Genomic DNA, 21,200 nt, shown 5'->3' on the forward strand with positions numbered 1-21,200 from the left:
GCGACGCGCTGTTAAACAAGCTGTCGGTTCACCGCATACACATGACACGAAACGCTTCACATGCTGCAAGTGCCATGCCAGTCATCGCACCGTCGGCATCGACTGTTCAATCGTCACTGCCGGAAGTATCGGATCGCCGGGAGCCATCGGTTGCGGGAAGGCCTGCACGAATCTGTACTGCGCGAAGCTGCCGATGGCCATGCCGCCACCCACCGTGCACATCGCCTCGCGGTCGAGTTCCTTGGATGACAAGTTCATGCGGGTTGCCTGCGTCACATCAAGGAGCGCCGCTTCATTGCGGCGCTCCCTGGTGCGCATCAGAAGAACCCGCTATCAGACCGGAACCGGAATGCCGTAGCCACCGAATCCGCCGACCGAATTGAACCCTTGCTGGTTGTTCCATGCCGAGATGCCGCCGCCGAACACAGCCGAGCCGTTGCCGGTCGGGTTGCTTTGCACCTGGTTGTTCTGCTGCGAGATCTTGACGTCGGTGGTCGATGAATAGGATGAATAGGAGGGCAGAAGATGGCTCTTGGTCCAGCTGCCGTAGCTCGTGCCGCCGCGCACCGCGCTCATGGTCTTGCCGTCGAGTTCCGCAGCGATGATGAGGTCTTTGATGATCAGTGTTTGCATGGTAGTTCTCCTTGAATGGAAGTCGTGAGGTTTGGGTTTGAGTCGAACATTCTGTCGCGCTCGACAGACATATTGCAGGGAGCATGCCAGCCCGCTCCGGTCGCTGAGGATGATGCGCAAGTCATTGAAAAATATGGATATTTTTCGTTATGGCAGATTCTTGTGCAGGTGTGCCGAGATTGCTGCCGGGAAGGGTGGCGGGTCCGGCCAAACAGTTCACAGGCAGCCTGTTCGGAAAACTGAAACACCTGTTGTCCTTCGGTGCGGGACTGTTGCGTTCAGACGGAGGCCCCGCATCCTGAATACGGGATACACCGTATTGCGAAGTGGATATTGTGACTGCTAGTATGTTACGTAAAAATCATTGCAGGTCCCGTACCGGGCCTGCCGGGGACGCAGACATGTTCGGTACCAAAGAAGTTTTCCTGATAGCAGCCTTGCTTTGCTTCATCACGTTTCTCGTACTGTTTTCAATGAATGAAAGCCGTGTGAACGGGGTCAGGCCGCTGTTGCTGTCCAGCGTGCTGGGGATGGCGGGCAACGTTCTGTATGCCTTCGGCAAGGAGCTGCCGCCCCTCATTGCCTACGAAGGGGCCAATGCGGTCTATGCCGCCGCCTCCGCCGCCACATTGGTTGGATACCGGCAGCTCTTCAACACCAGGCCATTCATATCGCTTCTGGCAGCCGCAGTCGCGCTGCTGACGTGCCTGGTCGCCTATTTTCACTACTTCGTGGATTCGTTCATCGGCCGCACCTGCGTAGCGTCGCTATTCCAGGTCGGCATCGCGGCTGGAATCGGATGCACGGTGCTCCAGGCACGCGATGAAGGCGAGCAGTCCCGATACGCAAGAATGTTCATTCTGGCGATGTGCGGCCTTGTCGCCGGCGGCCATCTATTGCGGGTGGTAAGGCAATGCATCGTATCCGACGCGCCGAAGTCCTTGCTGGAGCCTTCCGGATGGAACGTGTTTTTGCTGTCCGGCGGGGCCTTCGTATTGCCGGTGCTGATCCTGGGCGGCCTGCTCCTTGCGCACCGCAGGTTGATCTCGGATGTGCAGCATGCGGCGAATCATGATTTCCTGACCGGAGCATGGTCGCGGCGGGCATTCTTCGATGCCGGCGAACGCGAAGCCGTCCGTGCGAAACGGCATGGCAAACGATTGGCATTGCTCCTCATCGACCTCGATAACCTGAAGCCGGTCAATGATACTTACGGCCACGCGGCCGGCGATGAAGCACTCATTGCCTTTGTCCGCACGGCGCAAACCACCCTGCGCTCCATTGATTGCCTGGCGCGCCTGGGCGGGGATGAATTTGCCATCTTGATGCCGGAAACAGACCTGTCCGGCGCAGTCAGTGCTGCTGAACGGCTCAAGAGCCGGTGGAAATCCGCAGGTGGCGCCAGTCAGGCGGCAAGCGTCACGTTCAGCATCGGCGTTGCAGTCTTGCGGGACGATGACAGCTTCAATACACTGATCAGCCGCGCCGACAAGGCCTTGTATGAAGCAAAGGGCGAAGGCCGCGACCGGGTCATGGCACAACGCGATGTTGATCTTGCCCCCGCGATGATCTGAACGCGATGCTGGCGCTTGTGCAGCTGCACGGGGGCATGAAATGCATTCTACGCACGCACGGACGACAGACAGGGCGCACCATGTGCGCCCGTGCCTTCAAACCGGCTATCCGACTGATTGACCGGCTTTCTCTCACGTGACTTCGTGAGTCCTGGCCGGGAGAAAAACGCCCGACTCAAACGGCTTTTCTATTTGCGGGACTTGCTTCCCGCGGCTTGCTTTCCAGCATCCGTCTGCGAAGGCGAAACAAATCCCTTCGGGAAATTGACGATGCGGTTGTCACGCGCGACCATGCGTCCCGCGAAGGGACGATGCATGCCGGATCGTGCGCCTCCGGTGACCGCAAGCATGGCATCGCGGTCGAGATCGATGCTGTCCGGCAAATCCTTGATGACGATGTGAGACATATGCTGCTCCTCAGGATGAAAATCGAAGTGGTGTGATCCGATGGTTAGCATGAGCATTCCAGGAGTCAGAGTGCCCGCGCGTCCGGAGATTCAATAAAAATGCCTCCCCTTGAAAGCAGAAACATCGAAGCGGAAACAAGGGCAAGACGCATCGGGATGCGCCGGACGGTTGTCTCAATCCATCCGGCGCATCCCGATGCGTCCTGCGGCGGCCGCGCATTGCTGAATCAGGCGAAATGCGTGGGCAACGACGACAGTTGCAGGTAGTTCATTCCCACTTGTGTCGGGCTGACCTTCAGGCCGGGCAGGTAGGCACCGGCACCGATGGCGCTGCCATTGAGGACGTTGGTGTTCTGAACCATATAGTTTTGCTGGTTCACGCTGACCGGCACGTTGATGTTGATGCTCGGGCTGCCCATGGCGGTGCCCCCGTGGACGACGGACATGGCCTTGCGGTCAAGTTCCGTGCTGTGGGACAAGTTGCGAATCATGATGGTGGACATGGCTGTTTCCTTTGATGAAGTTGAGTGCTTGAGGGTTGTGGGGGAGTCTTGCCGCTCCCCCGATTCGTGAGCGATTACTTGACGCCGTAGCCGAAGCCGCCGATCGAGTTGCTGCCCTGCTGGTTGTTCCATGCTTCGATGTTGCCGCAGAACACAGCCGAGTTGTTGCCGGTCGGGTTGCTTTGCGCCTGGTTGTTGACCTGGTCGATCGAAATGTTCGTGGTCGATGTGGATCCATACGAATCCGGTAAGTAAGGCATCTTCGGCATTTTGTAGGTGCCGCCGCGCACGGCGCTCATGCCTTCGGCGTCGAGTTCTTCGGCAATGGCGAGGTCTTTGATGGACAGGGTTTTCATGTCGGTTCTCCTAAGGAATTGGATAAGTCGATATTCAGGGCAAGGCGGTCGACGATCAGCCGATCGAGTTGAAGCCTTGCTGGTTGTTGAAGGCGAAAATGCCGCCACCGAATACTGCAGAGCCGTTGCCGGTGGCGTTGCTCTGGAACTGGTTGTTGGCTTGATCGATCGAAACGTTCGTCGTGGTCGTGGACGACGGGTAGGAGGGGGTGGACGGTTGCTTGTAAGAGCCGGGGTGAGGCATCTTCACGCCGCCGTAGCAGCCGCCGCGCACGGCGCTCATGCCTTTGACGTCGAGTTCTTCAGTGATGGACAGGTCTTTGATGGTCAGTGCTTTCATGGTAGTTCTCCTGGATGGAAGTATGAGGTTTGGGTTTGAGTCGAACATTTTGTCGCGCTCGGCAGACATATCGCATGGAGTGTGCCAGCATGGTCCATGCATGCCGAAATGCGACGCAAGTCATTGAAAAACAAGGAGTATTTTCTCGTTCGCCGGAGTGGTGGCGAATGTGGCGGGGTGTCTGAAAAAGCCGGGTGACGGCTTTCACCAAACATCTGTACGGGGCGCTGTTGGGAGCTGCGCGACACTTCGCGCTTCGTTCAGTGGAGAGGGGCGGCGACACGTGCCGGATGATCAACGCCAGCCATGCAGTGGTTTGCGACGTGCCTGCGCGTCCTGTCCTTGCGTCAGTTGCCCTTGCGTCAGCTGCCGCTGCATGAGGAGTGATGGCCGATCATGCCAAGTCAGGCATCGTCGTAGGGCAGCGCATCAGGATGAACGTCCACGTAATCCGGCGCCGGCGTCTCCTCAAAGCGCACGGCCATGATGTGCGAGTGACCGAGCAGCACGGCCTTGGCAACCCGATGCATGCCATCCATGACACGCATGTCGGCGGAGAGAATAATCGGATAGGCAAGTTCTGCCGCCTCGATCAGACGCATATGCTCGATCACGTTTCGGCACGTCGGCGGCGGACCGCCATGATCGAACCAGTAGGCTTCATCCACTTCACGAATATCGGCTAGCGGAATTTCCTGCGCCACAAGATGGCGGGAGAGTGCAATCAGACGATGAACGTCCCATGCCAGCAAGCCCATCCCGCTTTTGCGAAAGTGATATTGCTTACGCATGGAACGATGTCCATCGCTGCGACAGCGGACGCGGTCTTGCGTCCCGGTTCTTCATGTCAGGTGCCGGTTTCGACAGGTTTTCCGCGTGCACTACCTGTGTCCTTTCAAATCCTCACTCCGACGCCTGGTATGACGTTCCATGCACGAGAAATACGCCAGCGGCCAGATTGAACCGGATTCTTCCCTCGGCCCGGCCTCATACAGACAGTCTTTATCCCGGAACGCCAGCCACGCGCGCTGCGCGGCCCGCAATCGCTCCCTGGCCCCGGAAGCATCGAGTCGATCCCTACGCTGTTTGAAAAGACTGTTCAACTCCTTGTCGGCCAGATCAAACCTGTGCCGCGCGCAAAAATTCATCGCAAGCTGATTTTTGTCGCAATCCTTCAGCGATTCTTCCAGCAGATCGGCTTCCGCGGCAAAGGCATCCAGGAAGACAAAAAGAAAGGCAAATGCCAGAATCGCTCGCATGGATATGCCTGATGCTATTTTGCGTTCATGAAAACGGCGGGAGCTCGGGGTGACGAGGCAAATTGTCCGAGAATTCCACCCAGGACAGATGGTTGCTGTGCCAGTAATGCAATGTCGGCTGGACGGATTCCGGGTCATCAAGGCTGCCGATAGTGACGTCGATCAACTCAGGCAGAAATGTCGCCGTGAAGCTGATTTGCGTTCCGCAGCGCTCACAGAAGCCACGCTGCGCTTCCGATGAGGAGGCGTAGGTTTTCACTTCTCCCTTGCTGAAACGAAGCTGGCTCTCATGGAACATCGCCCAAGCGACGGCGGGTGCCGCGTTTGCGCGACGACACATGCTGCAATGGCAGATCGCGGCGAAGATTGGCTCACCGCTGATCTCATAGCGCACCTCACCGCACTGGCAACCGCCTTCACGTTTTTTCTCTGTCATTTTTCATGCACTCCAAGAGGTCAGGGAATCGGGTTTATCTTGTGCTTCAACGAACTTGACGAAGACCGCCATCGCGCAGCGACAGACAAGCGCCGCCGGAAGAAACAAACTCGCAGATGGTGGTTGTCGAAATTGTAAGCCCGACGAGGGCCGTGCGGGGAAGTCCTGTTTGGGCGGCATCAATTGGACCTCTCGGCGCATTGCGTGCCTTGCGAATGACAGGCGCGCATTCAAGCATGCCGCGCTGGTCATCACGGAAACCTGTGATTCCGCGCATCATCGCGTGTGTCGATGGAGCCGTGGCGGAAAGTACCACCAGGCGGCGACGACGGCCAGCCCGAACAGGGAATAGCCCATGGTGAAAACCCAGGCGGGAGCCTCGTAGTAGAGAAGGCTTTGCAGCCAATGATCAATGAAGCTGCCTTCGTAGACGCTGGCGCCAGCGCGGTCCCGGAGCCACATTTCAAGCGTGGTGAGCGGACACACTGCGCCGAGCCAGGCTTCCGCGACGACCACGGCGATGGCGGCCAGATGCGCGAGACGGAACCACAATGCATTGACCCAGTGCCAGGCGCGCAGATTGCCGACAAGGATGAGGACAAGGCCGCCGACGACGAACAAGACGATGGCAACATGCACCGACAGCACCAGATCGGCGAGGGATTGATATGGAAGCTGGGGGCTCATGCTGATGCACGTTGGTGTTGGTTAGTCAGTCAGGATTGACGGACAAGGTGGAATCTACGGGCGGGCTCGAGTTGGCCGATATTGCGTGCGAGAAATGGCTGCACACGGAGCTGACTTGCGCGGCTTGGCAAGCGCAGCCAGCTCATCTCATCACCCCTTCTCAATGGACTTCACTTCCGCGCCGGCAGCCCAGATCCGGTAGCGCACTTCAACGCCTTCGGGCGCATAGACCACGATGGGAAGACGGCTGTTGTAGCGGATGAAATAGGGATCGCCGCCAAGCGTGACAAACCGGGCGACTTTCGGCGCGTTTGGATCTACCGCCATGAGTGTGCCTGCCATCGGCCCGAGTTGGCTGACCTTGTATCGTGTGTATCCCCAGCCACTGATGATGTCTTCTTCAATCTTGCCGCCGAAGAAGTAGGTGTTTCGCGCGTCAACCTGCACCGTCTTGCCGACAAGCAGTTCCACCTTGAAGGCATATTCATCCGTTTGTTCCGGGAGTTGCAGAACGTATCGAACCATTCCCGCTTCGGCCGGCGGAAATGCCCGCATGTTGTCCGCGGCCTGGCTGGCTGGTGCTGCAAACAGAAACAGCAGGGCTGTGATTGCCCATATCCATGGCGTTCTCATGTTTCTCCTTATGTCGAAATCTGTGTGTGCAAAAACACGGTACTACATAAGCACGAAAAACATCATCGGATTTACATCTTGAATTGATGGCGCTGCAATGCCGGGCAGGTGCCAGAACTGACTGCCAAAGTGGCCGGCACTTCAGCTGCTCACGCCGGATTTTCGCCGCATTCCATTCTTCAATATCCGTTGCTTGTTGTTGCTTGTTGCGACGATGGCACATCGCAACATACCTCTCCGCATTGTTTGAATTTACAGAGACAGTTCGTGTCTGAAACCATGTATTCCGGCATGAGGCGGAGTTTGTTGCATGCCTGCGTGAAACACACTCACTCAATGACAAGCCATGGCCAATCTTGCGCATGCAATTCATTCCTTGCAAAGCGGTGCCTTGTCGCACCATGAGTTTCTGGCGCAGGTGGATCGTGCGCTGGTGACGGATGAGGCCAATACAGTGCGCTTGCTGGAGATTCTCGGCGATGAGCATACGCGGATTCAGCTGCCGCCTGATGTGTATCTGGAATTGCGCCGCCGTGTCGAGCATGTGCTGGCTTCGCGGCAAGGATTCGGCGGCGATGAGACGCGCGTGCAGACCAATCCGCGCGACCGCTGGCCTTCGCACACGATGCCGCCGCAGGTGATCATGCCGAACGACACGGCAGGTTCCGACCCGGAGCGGATGAAGGGCGTGGGTGATACCTTGAACGGGCGCTTCGTGCTGGAGGAGTGCATCGGCTTCGGCGGCATGGGCACGGTGTACAAGGCGCTCGACCTGCGCAAGCTGGAGGCGTCCGACCGCAAGCCCTACATCGCGATCAAGGTCTTGAACGTGCAGTTTCGCGGCCACCCGAAGTCGCTCATCGCCTTGCAGCGCGAGGCAAGGAAGGCGCAGTCGCTGGCGCATCCGAACATCGTGGCGGTATACGACTTCGACCGCGACGGTTCGATGGTCTATCTGACGATGGAGTATCTGTCGGGCAAACCCTTGAGCCAGACGCTGCGCACGCGCGGGTTCACGGGCATGCCGCATGCCGACGCGATGCGTATTGTCGGCGGTATCGGCAAGGCGCTGGCCTATGCGCATGAACGTGGTTTCGTCCATTGCGATCTCAAGCCGGCCAATGTGTTCGTGACCGATGCGGGCGAGATCAAGGTGATCGATTTCGGCATCGCGCGCGTGTTCCGCAAGCCGGAAGAGGATGCCGAAGCGACGGTGTTCGATCCGGGCAGCCTCGGCGCGCTGACGCCGGCGTACGCGAGCCCGGAAATGATGGAGCATCTGGAGCCGGACCCGCGCGATGATGTCTACGCGCTGGCCTGCATTACGTACGAGCTGCTGACGGGCAAGCATCCCTTCGACCGCTTATCCGCCTTGCAGGCGCGCGGCGCGCAGATGAAGGTGCAGCGGCCGAAGATGCTGGGGCACAAGCAATGGCGCGCGCTGAAGCACGCGCTGTCGTTCGACCGCGAATCGCGCACGCCCGACGTGGCGCATTTTCTGCAGGAGATGAGCGGAGACAGCCGGACCAGGAGGTTTGCCGCGCTGGCCGCATCGCTGGTGGTTCTGACGGGGGGCGTGGCCGCAGGACTTTATTACTATCAGCAGTCCCGCAGCGGCGATGCCGAGCGCGAGGAGGTGGCGAGCGCCGAGCCGCCGGCGAAAGCCGCGCCTGCCACTCCGGAAGCCGCGCCTGCCACTCCGGAAGCTGCGCCGCCGGCGACTCCGCAAAGCGTACCGCAAACCCCGCCGCAAACCGCCGCGCCGGCACCACCACAGGCCGCGCCAACGTCGCCGCCTGCGCTGTCGCTGGCTGCGGTCGCACCGATTCTTGCCCGCGTGCCGTGTTCGGCTCTTCTGCCCACGGTGCGCGAGCGTGAATTGCAGGTGAAGGGATATCTGCCCGCGAGTTTCGGCGTGCCGCGGCTGAAGGAAATGCTGGGCAAGGTGCCCGGCATGAACAGCCTGAACCTTGAGGTGCAGGAGGTCGGTGACGACAAATGCAACGTGATCCAGGCATTCGCGCCGTACTGGTTGAAGAACCGGCAGGCCGCAACCGCCACGTCCGCAACGTCCGCCGCATCCGCCGCGTCGGTCCGTGCGCGCTCGCCGGACGCGGTCTTGACCGAAGGCGAGCCGCTGATCGTTGATATCACGACCCCCGCATACGCGTCGCACGTCTATGTCGATTACTACGTCCTCGATGGCAGCGTCGCGCACCTGGTGCCGAATCCGCGCGCGCGCGCCAACCAGGCGCCCGCCAATTACAAGGCCGCCATCGGCAGCCTCGGCAACTGGGTCATATCAAAACCGTTCGGAACGGAATTGATCGTCTTGCTCGCCACGCCGGCACCTTTGTTCGACAGCATTCGCCCGGAGTCGGAGTCGGGAGCGGCATATCTGAAGGCGGTGGAAAAACAGCTGCAACAAATGGCCGCAAAGCACGGGGCGGAAAAGATTGCCGTGGATTTCCTGCAGATCACGACGAAGGCGAAATAAGCCTGGGCGATCGGGCGTGCCGGATTGTCCGGGCATGCGGCGGGTTAGGGCTGGGGCTGCACCTGACCCGCCCGGCGGCTTCGCTCCTCAGCTCTTCCCATCCGGCCGCGCCGGCAAGGACTTCAAGAACAGGTGCAGCGCGCCGACATCCGTATCGTCCAGTTCCTTCAAGCTGTTGAACGGCATCACCTTGCTGACCGCGCTACCGTCGGGGCGCTTGCCGGTGCGGATCATGACGGTGAACTTGTCGGCGCTGTCGTAGCGGACCATCGCTCCCCTGGGGCCGGGCGTGAGGTCGGTGGCAGGCGGCCAGTCGGGCGGGGAGCCGGGGATCTTGCCGCCGGTGAGTCCATCGCCGTGGCAGCCGATGCACATGTTGGCGACATACGCGCCATGCTCGACCGTGACAGCCTTCGCGACCGGCCGGGATGGCGGCAGCGCGTGGTTGATCTTTTCCGCCGCGTCCCTGACTTCGCCGACCGCATACAGCGCCCGCACGATGAGCGGCAGACGTACTTCGCCTGCATCACCCGTAGCCGGTGGCATGCTGCGCAGGTAGGCGATCAGGGAGGCCATGTCGGCATCGGTCATGCGGTTGTAGTCCTCGGACGGCATGATCAAGGCAGGTTTGCCGTTCGGCTTCACGCCGTGGCGCACCGTGCGCACCCAGTCGCGCTCGGCATAGGCGGCGACCACGCTGTCGGGCGCGGGCGTGATGTCGGGCGCTTTCACATACAGACCGTTCGGGTCGTCGATGAAGACGCTGCCCTGGCCGCTCGCGCCGTGGCAATCCGCGCAGCCGCGCGACTGGAACAGATAGCGGCCGCGCTCGACCGTCGCCGCGCCCGCTGCATGGGCCAGCGGTGCGATCTCGACTTGCACCACGCGGTGCATTTTTTTGTCGCTGACGATTTTGGCGGCAGCCGCCGCGATCCCGACCAGCAAGGCGATCGATGCGACGGCGATGATCGGTATGCGATAGCGTTTTTTCATGTGTGAGTCTCCCTGACTGATGGAACGGCAATGAACGGGTGCTGCAGTACACGCCACTTGCATTGCAAGTGCCACGATGGGTATTGCAAATATTACCCACGATGATTACGTACTTCGATGAACGCACGGCGCGGCTTCCCGCTGCCGATGTTGCGCAGACATGATGGCTGTTCTTTGTTATTTCATGTCGCGTGCGACGCGAAAGCCGTTCTGCGACTGGCGCACGTTCGCGTCGTACTTGAAGCGCGTCGAGGACGGCATGTAGCTTGCGCCTTCGCGCCACGATCCGCCGCGTATCACGCGAATCCGGCAGTTCGGATCGTCCCACGCGCGGGCGTCGGCGGGAGCGCCCTTGTAGGAGTTGTGCCAGCAGTCGCTGACCCATTCCCAGACGCTGCCGTTCATGTCGTACAGGCCGAACGGGTTGGGAGCGAAGGAGCCGACCGGCGCTGGGCTGTCCTGCTGCCACGGCTCGCCGCAGTCCTTGCAGTTGGCGGTGCCCTTGCGCATCTGCTCGCCCCACCAGTATTGGGTCGAGGTGCCGCCCCTGGCCGCGTATTCCCATTCCGCTTCGGTTGGCAGCCGGTAGCTGTGGCCGCTGGTCTTGCTCAGCCACTTCACGTATTTTTGCGCGTCGTCCCAGCTCACGTCGCGCACCGGCGTGTTCTTCGGTTGGCTGTTCGGGTTGCCCCCATTGCGCGGGCATTCGCCGGCTTCGATGCAGGCATTCCATTGCTCGACCGTCACTTCGTATTTCCCGATGGCGAAGGGGGTACTGATTGTCACGCGGCGCGGCGGCTTTTCCGACGGGTCGCCGGTGGTGCTCCCCATCGTGAACGTGCCGCCCGGCAGCGCGACCATGGCGGGGCAGCCGGCGCAATCGTTGAGTTCGCTGACGCGCGCGCTTGCGGCCGCCGGCTTGTCGGGCGGCGGCGCTGCCTTCGGCGCGGGGCTCGCCTGTTCAGGCGCTGGCTTCGGAGTTGGGCGTGCCTGTTCGGGCGGCGGCTGGATCGCGGGTGCCGGACGCGGTCGCTCGGGTGGCGGCTTGGCGACCGGCGCATCCTTGGGCGCGGCGGCGCGCAGACGCTCGATGCGCGCACGCGCGAGCGAGGCGAAACGACCGTTCGGATACGCCTGCAGATAGGCCTCGTAGTCGCTCACATGCGTGCTGTTCTTGATCGACTCCCAGAAACTCAGTTCGTACTGCTCGTCGCTGTCCTTCGGCAGCACGCCGCGGCTTTGCAATACCGCGACCGTTTCAGGTTGCGGCGCCAGCGCCAAGGCCGGTGCCGGTGCGTCTTGCCCAGCCGGGATGAAGCGGAACGACTGCCGCAGCGACGACAGCAGCAGCGGAGTCTGACGGCCCTCGCTGGTGTGCCGCACCGCAGAGGCCGTGCGCCGGAACATTTCCTCGACGCTCAGGCCGGGGACCGGCATGGCATTGAGCAAGGCTGAGGTAAATACGCCGTGACGCTTGCCATCCGCCGCAAACGATCCCGGTGCGGCGGCAGTGGCGATGATGGTGTCGGCAGCGGCCGGCAGCGGTCCCGCGGCAGTCGGGGATGGCGCGGCGAGGCAGGTGTCGAGGATGACGATATTCAATTTGCCGGGGCGTGACACCGACATCGCGTCCAGCACCGTGCGCAGGTCGATGGCTTCGGCTTGCATCACCGCGGCAGCGCGGTTGTCCGCATCCACCGGGAGCAGCAATGTCTTGCCTGCAAGCTGCACGCCATGCCCGGCGAAATACACCAACCCGACACCGCCCGCGTCGAGGTGTTGGCTGAATGCAAGCAGCGCATCCAGCATTTGCCGGCGCGTCGCGTTTTCGTGATGCATCACATCGAAGCCGAGCGCATCGAGCATGATGCTCATGGCGCGTGCATCGCCGGGAGGATTGGCAAGCGGATCGTGCTGGTAGCCGCCGTTGCCGATGATGAGTGCGACGCGCCTGTCGGCTGGTTCCGCGTCGTTGCGAGGTGCAGGCTGCGCCGCCGCAGCCGTGATCCAGCCGAAGGCTCCCAGCAAGCAGGCAATCAACAGTTTTCGCCACATGGACTGACCTTTGCTTTTGCATTCAAGGACGGCATCGGCGGGGTGCGCCATCCCTGCTGCATCACGACGATGCCAGCGATCCTGCGGATATGTTGCAGATGGCGACGGCGCATCCAACCGCCATGCATTGCGGTTTACGCTCTTTGTTCATCTTTGAGCGCTTGAGCATATTTATCTCTGTTCGATATCAAGGATAGGTGCCTTTCCGACCCGCTGCCGAAAAATTCTGCTCTAACCTGAACGTGGCACCGCCACTATAAAAAACGCAACAATCCTGTGGAAGGCACGGTATGCAAAAAGCTATCGTCTCCGCCGCTCTGGCAGCAGCGGCCTTGGGTTTCGTCCCCGCGCATGCCGCCGGCACGCCATCGCCGAAGGATGCGCTTGTCTATTTCATCTGGCCGTCCGACGGCACCGTCATTACCGGCGGCAAGTTCTGGGTGCGGATGGGATTGCGCAACATGGGTGTGTGTCCCAAGGGAGTGAACCTGCCCAACGTGGGCCACCATCACTTGCTGATCAACACGGCGCTGCCTGCCATGGACCAGCAGATTCCTTCCGACAGGAATCATCTGCATTTCGGCGCGGGCGAAACCGAGGCGCGCATCGAACTGCCGCCCGGAAAGCACACACTGCAACTGCTGCTTGGGGACCACGACCACAAGCCGCACGACCCTCCCGTGTATTCGACGAAGATTTCGATCATCGTGAAATGAATCGCGGGCAGATGTCTTGCATCGGAACAACGCGGAGCACATGCCATGTTCAAGTCTTTCGCCGCTGTCGCTGTCTTGCTGCTGGCCAACGCCGCTTTCGCAGGCGACACGCCGGCTCCCGCCAATGCCTATCTCTACATCGGCTGGCCCAATGATGGGCAGGTGATTGCGGCGGGCAAGCCGTTCCGCGTGTGGTTCGGATTGCGCAGCATGGGCGTTGCCCCGAAAGACGTCACGTTTCCGAACACCGGTCATCACCATCTGCTGATCGACACCGAACTGCCGGCAGCGGACCGCGAGATTCCGTCGGACCGGAACCACCTGCATTTCGGCGCAGGCGAAACGGAAACCATGGTGGAACTCCCGCCGGGCAAGCACACCTTGCAGTTGATCATGGGCGATGCCAAGCATATTCCACACAACCCGCCCGTCTATTCGAAAAAGATCACGATCTTCGTCAAGTAATGCACCCGGGCGCGCCCGGCCTGCCGCCGCATTGAAGCCCGCCGGATGTTGTCATCTGCTCCGGCGGCGCATCCCGGTCTGCCGGAACTGCCGTATTGCCTCAAGGTCGAACAGTCCACGGCAATGGCGAATTGACCTTCCTCATCCGGCAGCGGGGTGAATGCAGCAAGATGGACAACACGACAACATTTGCGGAATCGGTGGGCGGGGTGACGGCGTATCTGGAAGTCACCGGGGACGGCTCGGCCAGACCGGTGGTATTCCCGATCCACGACGAGGTGGTCATCGGCCGCGATCCGCAGGACTCGCTGGCATCCGACAAGTTTCTCTGCATACCGGAACACACCGTGAGCCGCCGCCATGCGCGCATCCGGCGGCGCGGCGACGGCTATTTCGTGGAGGACCTGCATTCGTTCAACGGCACCTTCGTGCTCGGCGAAAGGCTCACCCCAGGCAGCTGGCATCCGCTGCATGATGGCGACGAGTTCAGCGTCGCCTCTGCCCAGATCGTGTTCCATTCGCTGGTGGTGCCGGCGCAGGACAGCATGCCGACCATCATTGCCAAGGCGGTCGATGCGACCGAGTTCACGCGCATGATCGGCACGCCGCCGGTGGCGACGCACGGCGACGTGCAGCGCACCGTGCAGAAGCTGCATGCGATGGCGCAGGTAAGCATCGCGCTCGGCGCGGTGAAGGATCGCGACACGCTGATCGAAAAGATCATGAACTTCATCTTCGACCTGTTTCCGCTGGCCGAACGCGCTTTCATTCTCCTGCGCAAGAACGAGGGCGAAGCGCCGGTGCCGGTGGCCGCGCGCAGGCGCGACGGCACGATAGAGGATCCGGATCACGTCAAGATATCGCGCACCATCGTGGGCGAAGTGCTCGACCGGAAGCAGTCGATCCTGTCGGTCGATACGCTGTCCGACCGCCACTTTTCGTCGCAGGTCTCGATCATTTCGCAAGCCATACGCAGCGCCATGTGCGTCCCGCTCGTCATCGGCGGCGAGTGTCTCGGCCTGATCCAGGTGGACACCTCGTCGGACCCGCATGCGTTCAAGGAGCAGGACCTGGAAATGCTGACCGGCGTGTGCGCGGAAGCCGCCGTCGCGCTGAAGAACTTCCAGCTGTACTCGGAAATCGAGAACCTGCTGGACGGCTTCGTGCGGGCGTCGGTGCAGGCGATCGAGGAACGCGACCCGGTGACCGCCGGCCATTCATTCCGCGTGGCCGGCTATGCGGAGCATCTGGCGATGGCGGTGGATCGCGACAGCGGCGCGGCGCTGCGGCATGTCAATTTCACGCACGACCAGCTGCGCGAGATTCGCTATGCCGCGCTGCTGCATGACTTCGGCAAGGTCGGCGTGCGCGAACACGTGCTGCGCAAGGAGAAGAAGCTGCATCACGCCGACATGCGCATGCTGGAGCAGCGCTTCCTGTATGCGCGTGCGTGCCTGGAGCGGGAGGCCTACCGGCAACTGGCGGAGCTGCATGGCGAGCATGAATTGAGCATGGCGGAATTTCGCGACGTCAAGCGGCAGGTGGAACAAGACTTGCACGAGGAATTCAGCCGGCTGGACGGCTTCCTTGCCTCCATCCGGCACGCGAACGAACCGGCGATTTCGTTCACGGAGTGCCCGCCCGATTTGCAGAAGGTGCTGGATTACGCGTATCCCGCGCTGGACGATCCGGCGGCGCCGCTGCTCAACGAGTTCGAGTTTTCCGCACTGTGCATTGCCAAGGGCTGCCTGACGGCGGATGAGCGCAGACAGATCGAGGCGCATGTGGCGGATTCGTATTCCTTCCTGATCCTGATCCCGTGGACGCGCGACCTCGGCGGCGTGCCCGCGATTGCGCACGGCCATCACGAGAAGCTGGACGGCTCCGGTTACCCGATGGGCCTGCACGGCAATCAGATCAGCATGCAGACCCGCATCCTGACGATCTGCGATATCTACGACGCGCTCACCGCCGGCGATCGTCCCTACAAGAAAGCGCTGCCCTTGGAGCGGGCGCTGGATCTGATCGCGATGGAATGCCGGGCGGGACATCTCGATCAGCGGTTGTTCGATGTGTTTGTCGCGTCCAAGAGCTGGCTGGTGGCCGAGCATCCCTGACGGCGGATGATGGTGATGACATGGATGGTGTTCATTTTCTTGCAAATCCCGGTCGCGGCGCATCAGGGCAGCTGCCCGCATTGCGCAGCGGAGCGCAGGCGCTGCACGAGGCGTATTGGCCGCTGAAGAGCGTGCTCTCCGCCGGAACCTGGGGCCTGTGCGCCGCGCTGCTGTGCGCCTGCGCCGACATCAGCATGCCGGCATACCAGCGTCCGGAGACGCCGATCAAATCGACATGGACCGGCCCCGAGGCCACTGCGGAGCCGGTGGTGTCCGCATCGGAAACCATCGCTCCCGACTGGTGGAAGGAGTTTCGCGATCCCTATCTGGACGGACTGGTGAACAAGGCCATCGAAGGCAACTTCGACGTGCGGATTCTTGCCGCCCGCATCAAGGTCGCGGAGGCGGAAATCGGCGCGGCGCGCGCAGGCGCGTTGCCGACGCTCGACGCCGGCGCGGGTGCAAGCTTCGAGAAATCCACCGGGCAGAACTTCTCGAAGCAGTTCAACCTCGGTACCCAGGTCAACTGGGACATCGACATCTGGGGCAAGGTCGAGAAGGGCGTGCAGGCGCAGAAGGCGGCATACCGCGCATCCGAGGCCGACTGGCGCGCCGGCTATCTGACGCTGGTGTCGAACGTATCGACGACCTACTTCCAGATTCTGCAACTGGACGAGCAGCTCGACCAGCAGCAGAAGACGCTGGACAAGAACAAGCAGATTCTTTCGACCTACGATGCCATGCACAAGGCCGGCCTCTTGCCCAATACGCGCGTGCTGCAGCAGCGCGCCGAGATCAACAAGCTGACCACCGACCTGCTGGAACTGCGCCGTTCGCGCGATCTGGCGGGCAATGCGCTGGCGACCCTGCTCGGCGTGCCGGCGGGCGAATTCAGGATGCCGACCGGACACCTGCAGGACAAGGTGCAGCTGCCGCAGGTGCCGCCGGGTCTGCCGTCGCAATTGCTCAAGCGCCGGCCCGACATCGTCGCGGCGGAGTTTCGCGTGCTGGAAGCGTATGACCTCGTCGGCCAGGCCAAGCTCGCGCAACTGCCGTCCATCAGCCTGACCGGGCGCGGCGGCTCGTCCAGTTTTGCGCTGACCGATTTGCTGAAATCATTCACCGTCGGCTTCATGCCCAGCATCAATATCCCCTTGCTCGACCCCAGTGTGAAGGCGCGCGTGAAGACCAGCGAGGCGCAGACGAAGGTCGTCGAGGAGCAGTATCGGCGCACGGTGATGGGGGCTTTCGAGGAGGTCGAGAATTCGCTCGTCAATCTCGATGCGCACAAGAAGCAGCGGGTCGAACTGCAGCAGCAGACCGACCAGTTGCAGGTGGTGGCGGCGCAGATCCAGGCGCAGCTCAAGGAAGGTGTCGTCTCGCAGCTGGAGGTGTTCGAGACCGAACGCTCCTTGCTGGCCGCGCAGCTTGCTCTGCTGGCCAACCACCAGCAGCTGCTGTCGGACACGGTGACGCTGTACAAGGCGATGGGCGGAGGCTGGGGCCCGGTTGAAGTCCGCAATGCGGCAAGCGAGGCCGGCAAATGAAGCAGTCGATGAGCGAGTAATGCATGCTGCCGCGCCATTCAGCTCCGGGCGAAGCAACAGTCGCCGATCACGCAGTCGGGGGGCGGGCATTCGACATCATATTGAAGCAGCTCTCCCATCCCGAGCTGGGCGACATCCGCATCGATGAAAACCTGTTTGCGATCGGACGCAACGAAGCGCCGTTCGAGTCGTATGCGCCTGACGTCATTGCCGACCTGTCGCGCCGCCATGCAAGAATCTTCTCCGAGGATGGCGCGGTCTACATCGCGGACCTGGGCAGCAAGAACGGGACGACCGTCAACGGCCAGGATATCAGCCAGAAAACCAGCCGCCTGAACGACGGCGACGAAATCTGTTTCGGCAAGGCGCTGTCATACCGTGTCCGGCTTGGCGCGCGCGCCCAGACCTCGGCACGGAAAGAGAAACTCATCAGTCTGACGCTGACACCAGAGCGCGGCGATCTCGGCATCCAGCCGATCGTCATCACGCAATTTCCCTTCCTGATCGGCAAGACCGACGAGGCATTCGCCCGCTACAAGGACAAGTACCCGCAGCAGGTGAACTATCTCTCGCGCCGGCACGCGCACATCTTCCTGAAGAGCGGCTCGCCCTTTGTCGAGGACCTCGGCAGCACCAACGGCACCTTCGTCGCGGGAAAGCGGCTCGACGAGCACGCCGTGCGGCTGGGAAACGACGAGGTGATCGCGTTCGGCGGCCATCACTTCGTGTACCGGATCAGCATGCAAACGGAAGCGGCCGAGATCGACCCGACCGTGACGAAGCTGAGTCCGACGGCGCGCGGTGCGGTGACCAGCGGTGCGAGCGCGGCGCATGCTGCCGGTGCTGCCGGTGCGGTGAATGCGGACAAGACCACCTTCGTCGGCGCCGCAGGCTCCTTCCTCGATATCTTCTGCGTCGACCAGGTGCCGCCGCAGGACGAGGAAGTCAACGAGGATGCGCAGAACCAGCCCGCGGATGCGGCCAGGGAAACGGGCAAGCGCAAGGCGCGCGGCAAGCTCGCGCTCTTCGTGTCCGAGCTGGGCGAGGCCTTCGCCGGAGGGGAAGCCAAGGCTGGCAGGCGCGGCATGCTCTGGAGCGCAACGGCCGTGATCGCAGCGGGCATCGTCGCGCTGGCCCTGTACACGACCGGCGGTGCGGAACGCAACCTGAAAAGCCTGGTGGAAAAGGGAGAGTACGAGCGCGCCGCGACGATCGCAGCAGAACGTCTGGCACAGGAGCCGGACAACGCGGAGATCAAGGCGCTCGGTACCGAGGCATTGCTCAAGGCGCACTTGCCCGGATGGCTGAACGCATTGCAGGCTGGCGAATTCGATCGCGCCGATGCGATTCTGTCGGGCATGAAACGGCTCGGCGGCAATAACGCCGATGCGCAGCCGCTCCTCGACGAGCTGGAATGGATCGGTAATCTGGAGCGCTTCGTGCTGGGCCGGGGCGGGCCGGACGCGCCGATCCGCATCTATGCGGACGAGGACAGGCTCAAGACGCTGGTCAAGCGCTGGGACGACGACACGCAGGCGCACCAGCGCGCATTCACCGCCATTTCGTCCTATGTGCCGGAGTTCAGGGATCGGTATGCCGAGGCGCTCAGTCATCTGCGCAAGTTGAAGAACGACGATTCGGTGTACCTGTCCGCGATCGAGCGCCTGAAGACGAGCATGGTCACGGAGTTGAACCGAGACAAACCCGAAGCGCTGGACGCCGTGCTGAAGGAGTTTGAGGAGAAGTATCCGAGGATAGGCGGCCTCGACAGCGTGCGCGAGGACCTGCGCCAGTACACCGCGATCAGCAACGAAGCCGGTGCGCGCAACCTGCGTCCGCTGGCCGCGCTGCTGCAACGGGCGAAATTTTCCACGCCGCCGTTTCAGGCGAAGTTCGATGCGTTGAAGAAGAGCGGCGCGCTGCCACCGGCCGAAGTCGTGCAGCAGTATCAGACGGTATCGAAGGCATGGCGGGCGGGAGACACGCAGCAGGCATTCGTCGAGCTGCAGAAGATCACCGCTGCGCCGTGGGCGGGCGCGGCCGCCACGGAACTGGAACGCAAGAAGTCGCTCCTGGAGCAGTTCACGCAGCTGCAGAAGATGCGCGGCGCGCAGGGTTACGACGAGCGCCTGCTGGCGTTCCACGGATCGCTCGATGCCGACGAGGACGTGTATTTCATCCGTGCCACGGCGCAGGATATCGCCGCGTACAAGGACAAGGCGCTGGCCCGCGCGCAGGAGTCGCTGAACCGCGCCCAGGAGTCGTGGCGGCAGTATCGCGAGAACGGCGGGATCGAAGCGGCCCAGCGGCTGGAACGGGCGATCTCGAACCGCTTCCGCTCGCAGAGTCGCTTGCTGGCCGAAGCGCATGCCAACGCGCAGCAGGGCACGCTGATCTATACCCAGCTGAAGATCCAGCCAGCGGCGCAGTGGAGCAAGCTCCGCGACGAAATCGGCGCAGAGGCGGAACAGCAGCGCGCATCGCTGGAAGAGTCGCGCGCGGTGCTGGAGCCATCGCTGCTGAAGGCAAAACTGGCATTGCTGAAGGGGCAGGTCAATGAAGAACGACAATCGTCTAAAACCGCTGACTGAGGCGCTCGAAGATCACAGCGCCGAAGGCATCGCGATACTGACATCGGAGCCATGGCGCTTCACGCAGGCCGCCGTGATTGCGATGGTGGGGCTGGTGCTGGTGGCACTGATCTGGTCATTCTTCGGGCGCGCCGACGTGATCGTGACGGCGCAGGGTGCGCTCCAGCCCGATTCGGAAGTGCGGCGCATCTACACGCCCGTCGATGGCGAACTGGCGAATCTCTACATCGCGGAGGGGCAGCCGGTGTCGAAAGGGGATGTGCTTGCACGGCTCAATGCCAGAGGCGCGATCGAGGCCGCCACCAATGCGCTGGAGGCGCAGCTGAAGCTGGAAGATGCGGAGCGCGAGTGGAGCCAGTTTCCCGACAAGAAGGCGCTGATGGAACGCAAGGCGGTGGCGCTGAAGCGGGCGGTCGAGCTGGAAGAGCACCAGCACGAGCAGCGCGTGGCGGAAGGCACCACCAGACTGGCGGAAGGGCAGAAGGCGCAGGTGCAGGAAGCGCGCACCAATCTCGAGGATGCGCGCCGCGCCCGCGAAGCCGCGCGGGATGAGGCGGACAAGTATGCGCGCCTGTTCGCGCTGCCGGGCGGCGGCGGCGTCTCGCAACTGCAGGTCGAGGGCAAGAAGAATGCCCTGCTGGCCGCCGACAATGCCTATCGCGTGGCGCAGTCGCGATTGAGTGAACTGTCTGCACGGCAAAGCCAGGAGTTCACGCAGGCCCGGTCGCAGCTGGAAACGAGCGGCCAGGAACTCACGAAACTGCGTCTGCAGCACGACGCCGCCGCGCGGGAAATCGCCGGCACCGAGGACAAGCTGCGCCTGCAGGTGCAAACCGCGCGCCTGGTGGCCGACGCCGCAGCCAGAATCCGCTTCGAAAACATCGACAAGGACAACTTCCTCCTCATCGTCGCCCCCGTGGACGGCGTCATCACCGATGTCACTTCCACCCAGTCAGGGGACAAGATCCAGGCCAATGCGCCGCTGGGCGGCATCGCGCCGAAGAATGCGCGTCCCATCCTCAAGGTCGAGATCGCCGAGCGCGACCGCGCCTTCCTGCGCGAAGGATTGCCGGTCAAGCTGAAGTTCAATGCCTTTCCGTATCAACGCTACGGCCTCATCAACGGCACGCTCGCCTTCATCTCGCCCGCCACGAAGCCTTCGCCGCAAAGCAAGCAACCGGTGTACGAAGGGCGCGTCACGCTGGAGCGCGATCACTACCTCGTCGGGGATACCCGATACCCATTGCGTTACGGAATGACGGCGACGGCGGAAGTGGTGGTGCGCGAGCGCCGCTTGATCGACCTCGCGCTGGATCCGTTCAGGCAGATCGGGGGATGAGGGAAGGCCGCGTACGGCATGCGTCGTGTCTGCTGGCGGGCGCCGCAATGGC

Annotated in this window: 21 protein-coding genes; 8 read left to right on the top strand and 13 right to left on the bottom strand. The window is 62.0% G+C overall.

Features of this window, described 5'->3' with window-relative positions; genetic code table 11:
• Positions 1-81: 81 nt before the first annotated feature.
• Both D3870_RS22255 and D3870_RS05505 read right to left on the bottom strand, forming a co-directional pair.
• Positions 82-258 (bottom strand): hypothetical protein, encoded by a 177-nt coding sequence (locus tag D3870_RS22255; protein ID WP_158590384.1) that lies wholly within the window; start codon positions 256-258, stop codon positions 82-84.
• Positions 259-333: 75 nt separating this feature from the next.
• Complete coding sequence (locus D3870_RS05505; protein ID WP_119737326.1) at positions 334-633, bottom strand: hypothetical protein; 300 nt, start codon at positions 631-633, stop codon at positions 334-336.
• Positions 634-1,121: 488 nt separating this feature from the next.
• Here D3870_RS05505 and D3870_RS05510 point away from each other — a divergent pair, with 488 nt between their 5' ends.
• The gene (locus tag D3870_RS05510; protein WP_158590385.1) at positions 1,122-2,207 is read left to right on the top strand and encodes a GGDEF domain-containing protein; all 1,086 of its coding nucleotides are present in this window, start codon (positions 1,122-1,124) and stop codon (positions 2,205-2,207) included.
• A gap of 188 nt (positions 2,208-2,395) precedes the next feature.
• Here D3870_RS05510 and D3870_RS05515 read toward each other — a convergent pair whose 3' ends face one another.
• The 9 genes from D3870_RS05515 to D3870_RS05555 form a co-directional block, all read right to left on the bottom strand.
• Complete coding sequence (locus D3870_RS05515; protein WP_242489874.1) at positions 2,396-2,614, bottom strand: hypothetical protein; 219 nt, start codon at positions 2,612-2,614, stop codon at positions 2,396-2,398.
• A gap of 227 nt (positions 2,615-2,841) precedes the next feature.
• Positions 2,842-3,117, bottom strand: a complete 276-nt coding sequence (locus D3870_RS05520) for a hypothetical protein (RefSeq protein ID WP_119737332.1) — start codon at positions 3,115-3,117, stop codon at positions 2,842-2,844.
• Between the two features lie 74 nt (positions 3,118-3,191).
• Entirely contained in the window at positions 3,192-3,473 is a 282-nt protein-coding gene (locus tag D3870_RS05525; protein ID WP_119737334.1) for a hypothetical protein, read from the bottom strand.
• A gap of 55 nt (positions 3,474-3,528) precedes the next feature.
• A complete protein-coding gene (locus D3870_RS05530) occupies positions 3,529-3,813 on the bottom strand; it encodes a hypothetical protein (RefSeq protein ID WP_119737336.1) in 285 nt (94 codons plus the stop codon).
• A 404-nt stretch (positions 3,814-4,217) separates the two neighbouring features.
• Entirely contained in the window at positions 4,218-4,571 is a 354-nt protein-coding gene (locus D3870_RS05535) for a hypothetical protein (RefSeq protein WP_199710532.1), read from the bottom strand.
• 123 nt (positions 4,572-4,694) lie between these two features.
• On the bottom strand, positions 4,695-5,210 hold the full coding sequence (locus D3870_RS23210; protein ID WP_119737340.1) for a lysozyme inhibitor LprI family protein: 516 nt from the start codon (positions 5,208-5,210) through the stop codon (positions 4,695-4,697).
• On the bottom strand, positions 5,098-5,508 hold the full coding sequence (locus D3870_RS05545; RefSeq protein WP_119737342.1) for a GFA family protein: 411 nt from the start codon (positions 5,506-5,508) through the stop codon (positions 5,098-5,100). The genes D3870_RS23210 and D3870_RS05545 overlap by 113 nt, the downstream gene beginning before the upstream one ends.
• A gap of 276 nt (positions 5,509-5,784) precedes the next feature.
• Positions 5,785-6,195: a DUF2784 domain-containing protein gene (locus D3870_RS05550; RefSeq protein WP_119737344.1), complete on the bottom strand. Its 411-nt coding sequence runs from the start codon at positions 6,193-6,195 to the stop codon at positions 5,785-5,787.
• A 150-nt stretch (positions 6,196-6,345) separates the two neighbouring features.
• Entirely contained in the window at positions 6,346-6,828 is a 483-nt protein-coding gene (locus D3870_RS05555) for an ecotin (protein ID WP_119737346.1), read from the bottom strand.
• A gap of 346 nt (positions 6,829-7,174) precedes the next feature.
• Here D3870_RS05555 and D3870_RS05560 point away from each other — a divergent pair, with 346 nt between their 5' ends.
• Positions 7,175-9,325, top strand: a complete 2,151-nt coding sequence (locus D3870_RS05560; RefSeq protein WP_119737348.1) for a serine/threonine-protein kinase — start codon at positions 7,175-7,177, stop codon at positions 9,323-9,325.
• Between the two features lie 87 nt (positions 9,326-9,412).
• Here the strand turns inward: D3870_RS05560 and D3870_RS05565 are convergent, their stop codons facing one another.
• Together D3870_RS05565 and D3870_RS05570 are read right to left on the bottom strand one after the other, a co-directional pair.
• The gene (locus D3870_RS05565) at positions 9,413-10,318 is read right to left on the bottom strand and encodes a c-type cytochrome (RefSeq protein WP_119737350.1); all 906 of its coding nucleotides are present in this window, start codon (positions 10,316-10,318) and stop codon (positions 9,413-9,415) included.
• 177 nt (positions 10,319-10,495) lie between these two features.
• The gene (locus D3870_RS05570; protein WP_119741728.1) at positions 10,496-12,373 is read right to left on the bottom strand and encodes an SUMF1/EgtB/PvdO family nonheme iron enzyme; all 1,878 of its coding nucleotides are present in this window, start codon (positions 12,371-12,373) and stop codon (positions 10,496-10,498) included.
• A 290-nt stretch (positions 12,374-12,663) separates the two neighbouring features.
• Here D3870_RS05570 and D3870_RS05575 point away from each other — a divergent pair, with 290 nt between their 5' ends.
• From D3870_RS05575 to D3870_RS05600, 6 genes are all read left to right on the top strand, one after another.
• Entirely contained in the window at positions 12,664-13,089 is a 426-nt protein-coding gene (locus tag D3870_RS05575; protein ID WP_119737352.1) for a DUF4399 domain-containing protein, read from the top strand.
• A 45-nt stretch (positions 13,090-13,134) separates the two neighbouring features.
• Positions 13,135-13,554: a DUF4399 domain-containing protein gene (locus tag D3870_RS05580; protein WP_119737354.1), complete on the top strand. Its 420-nt coding sequence runs from the start codon at positions 13,135-13,137 to the stop codon at positions 13,552-13,554.
• Positions 13,555-13,724: 170 nt separating this feature from the next.
• Complete coding sequence (locus D3870_RS05585; RefSeq protein WP_119741730.1) at positions 13,725-15,671, top strand: HD domain-containing phosphohydrolase; 1,947 nt, start codon at positions 13,725-13,727, stop codon at positions 15,669-15,671.
• A 20-nt stretch (positions 15,672-15,691) separates the two neighbouring features.
• Complete coding sequence (locus D3870_RS05590) at positions 15,692-17,218, top strand: efflux transporter outer membrane subunit (RefSeq protein WP_119737356.1); 1,527 nt, start codon at positions 15,692-15,694, stop codon at positions 17,216-17,218.
• Between the two features lie 23 nt (positions 17,219-17,241).
• Entirely contained in the window at positions 17,242-19,809 is a 2,568-nt protein-coding gene (locus D3870_RS05595) for an FHA domain-containing protein (RefSeq protein WP_119737358.1), read from the top strand.
• Positions 19,775-21,148 carry a beta-barrel domain-containing protein gene (locus tag D3870_RS05600; RefSeq protein ID WP_119737360.1) on the top strand — a complete coding sequence of 458 codons (1,374 nt, stop codon included), beginning with the start codon at positions 19,775-19,777 and terminating at the stop codon, positions 21,146-21,148. Before D3870_RS05595 ends, D3870_RS05600 begins: the two co-directional genes overlap by 35 nt.
• Positions 21,149-21,200 lie beyond the last annotated feature (52 nt).

This window comes from Noviherbaspirillum cavernae (assembly GCF_003590875.1).
GTDB classification, from domain to species: Bacteria; Pseudomonadota; Gammaproteobacteria; order Burkholderiales; family Burkholderiaceae_D; genus Noviherbaspirillum; species Noviherbaspirillum cavernae.

Excerpts from the sequence above, each read along its gene's own strand:
- D3870_RS22255 (WP_158590384.1), bottom strand. The coding sequence starts at position 258 with ATGAACTTGTCATCCAAGGAACTCGACCGCGAGGCGATGTGCACGGTG.
- D3870_RS05505 (WP_119737326.1), bottom strand. The coding sequence starts at position 633 with ATGCAAACACTGATCATCAAAGACCTCATCATCGCTGCGGAACTCGAC.
- D3870_RS05515 (WP_242489874.1), bottom strand. The coding sequence starts at position 2,614 with ATGTCTCACATCGTCATCAAGGATTTGCCGGACAGCATCGATCTCGAC.
- D3870_RS05520 (WP_119737332.1), bottom strand. The coding sequence starts at position 3,117 with ATGTCCACCATCATGATTCGCAACTTGTCCCACAGCACGGAACTTGAC.
- D3870_RS05525 (WP_119737334.1), bottom strand. The coding sequence starts at position 3,473 with ATGAAAACCCTGTCCATCAAAGACCTCGCCATTGCCGAAGAACTCGAC.
- D3870_RS05530 (WP_119737336.1), bottom strand. The coding sequence starts at position 3,813 with ATGAAAGCACTGACCATCAAAGACCTGTCCATCACTGAAGAACTCGAC.
- D3870_RS05535 (WP_199710532.1), bottom strand. The coding sequence starts at position 4,571 with ATGGGCTTGCTGGCATGGGACGTTCATCGTCTGATTGCACTCTCCCGC.
- D3870_RS23210 (WP_119737340.1), bottom strand. The coding sequence starts at position 5,210 with ATGACCCGGAATCCGTCCAGCCGACATTGCATTACTGGCACAGCAACC.
- D3870_RS05545 (WP_119737342.1), bottom strand. The coding sequence starts at position 5,508 with ATGACAGAGAAAAAACGTGAAGGCGGTTGCCAGTGCGGTGAGGTGCGC.
- D3870_RS05550 (WP_119737344.1), bottom strand. The coding sequence starts at position 6,195 with ATGAGCCCCCAGCTTCCATATCAATCCCTCGCCGATCTGGTGCTGTCG.
- D3870_RS05555 (WP_119737346.1), bottom strand. The coding sequence starts at position 6,828 with ATGAGAACGCCATGGATATGGGCAATCACAGCCCTGCTGTTTCTGTTT.
- D3870_RS05560 (WP_119737348.1), top strand. The coding sequence starts at position 7,175 with ATGGCCAATCTTGCGCATGCAATTCATTCCTTGCAAAGCGGTGCCTTG.
- D3870_RS05565 (WP_119737350.1), bottom strand. The coding sequence starts at position 10,318 with ATGAAAAAACGCTATCGCATACCGATCATCGCCGTCGCATCGATCGCC.
- D3870_RS05570 (WP_119741728.1), bottom strand. The coding sequence starts at position 12,373 with ATGTGGCGAAAACTGTTGATTGCCTGCTTGCTGGGAGCCTTCGGCTGG.
- D3870_RS05575 (WP_119737352.1), top strand. The coding sequence starts at position 12,664 with ATGCAAAAAGCTATCGTCTCCGCCGCTCTGGCAGCAGCGGCCTTGGGT.
- D3870_RS05580 (WP_119737354.1), top strand. The coding sequence starts at position 13,135 with ATGTTCAAGTCTTTCGCCGCTGTCGCTGTCTTGCTGCTGGCCAACGCC.
- D3870_RS05585 (WP_119741730.1), top strand. The coding sequence starts at position 13,725 with ATGGACAACACGACAACATTTGCGGAATCGGTGGGCGGGGTGACGGCG.
- D3870_RS05590 (WP_119737356.1), top strand. The coding sequence starts at position 15,692 with ATGGATGGTGTTCATTTTCTTGCAAATCCCGGTCGCGGCGCATCAGGG.
- D3870_RS05595 (WP_119737358.1), top strand. The coding sequence starts at position 17,242 with ATGCTGCCGCGCCATTCAGCTCCGGGCGAAGCAACAGTCGCCGATCAC.
- D3870_RS05600 (WP_119737360.1), top strand. The coding sequence starts at position 19,775 with ATGAAGAACGACAATCGTCTAAAACCGCTGACTGAGGCGCTCGAAGAT.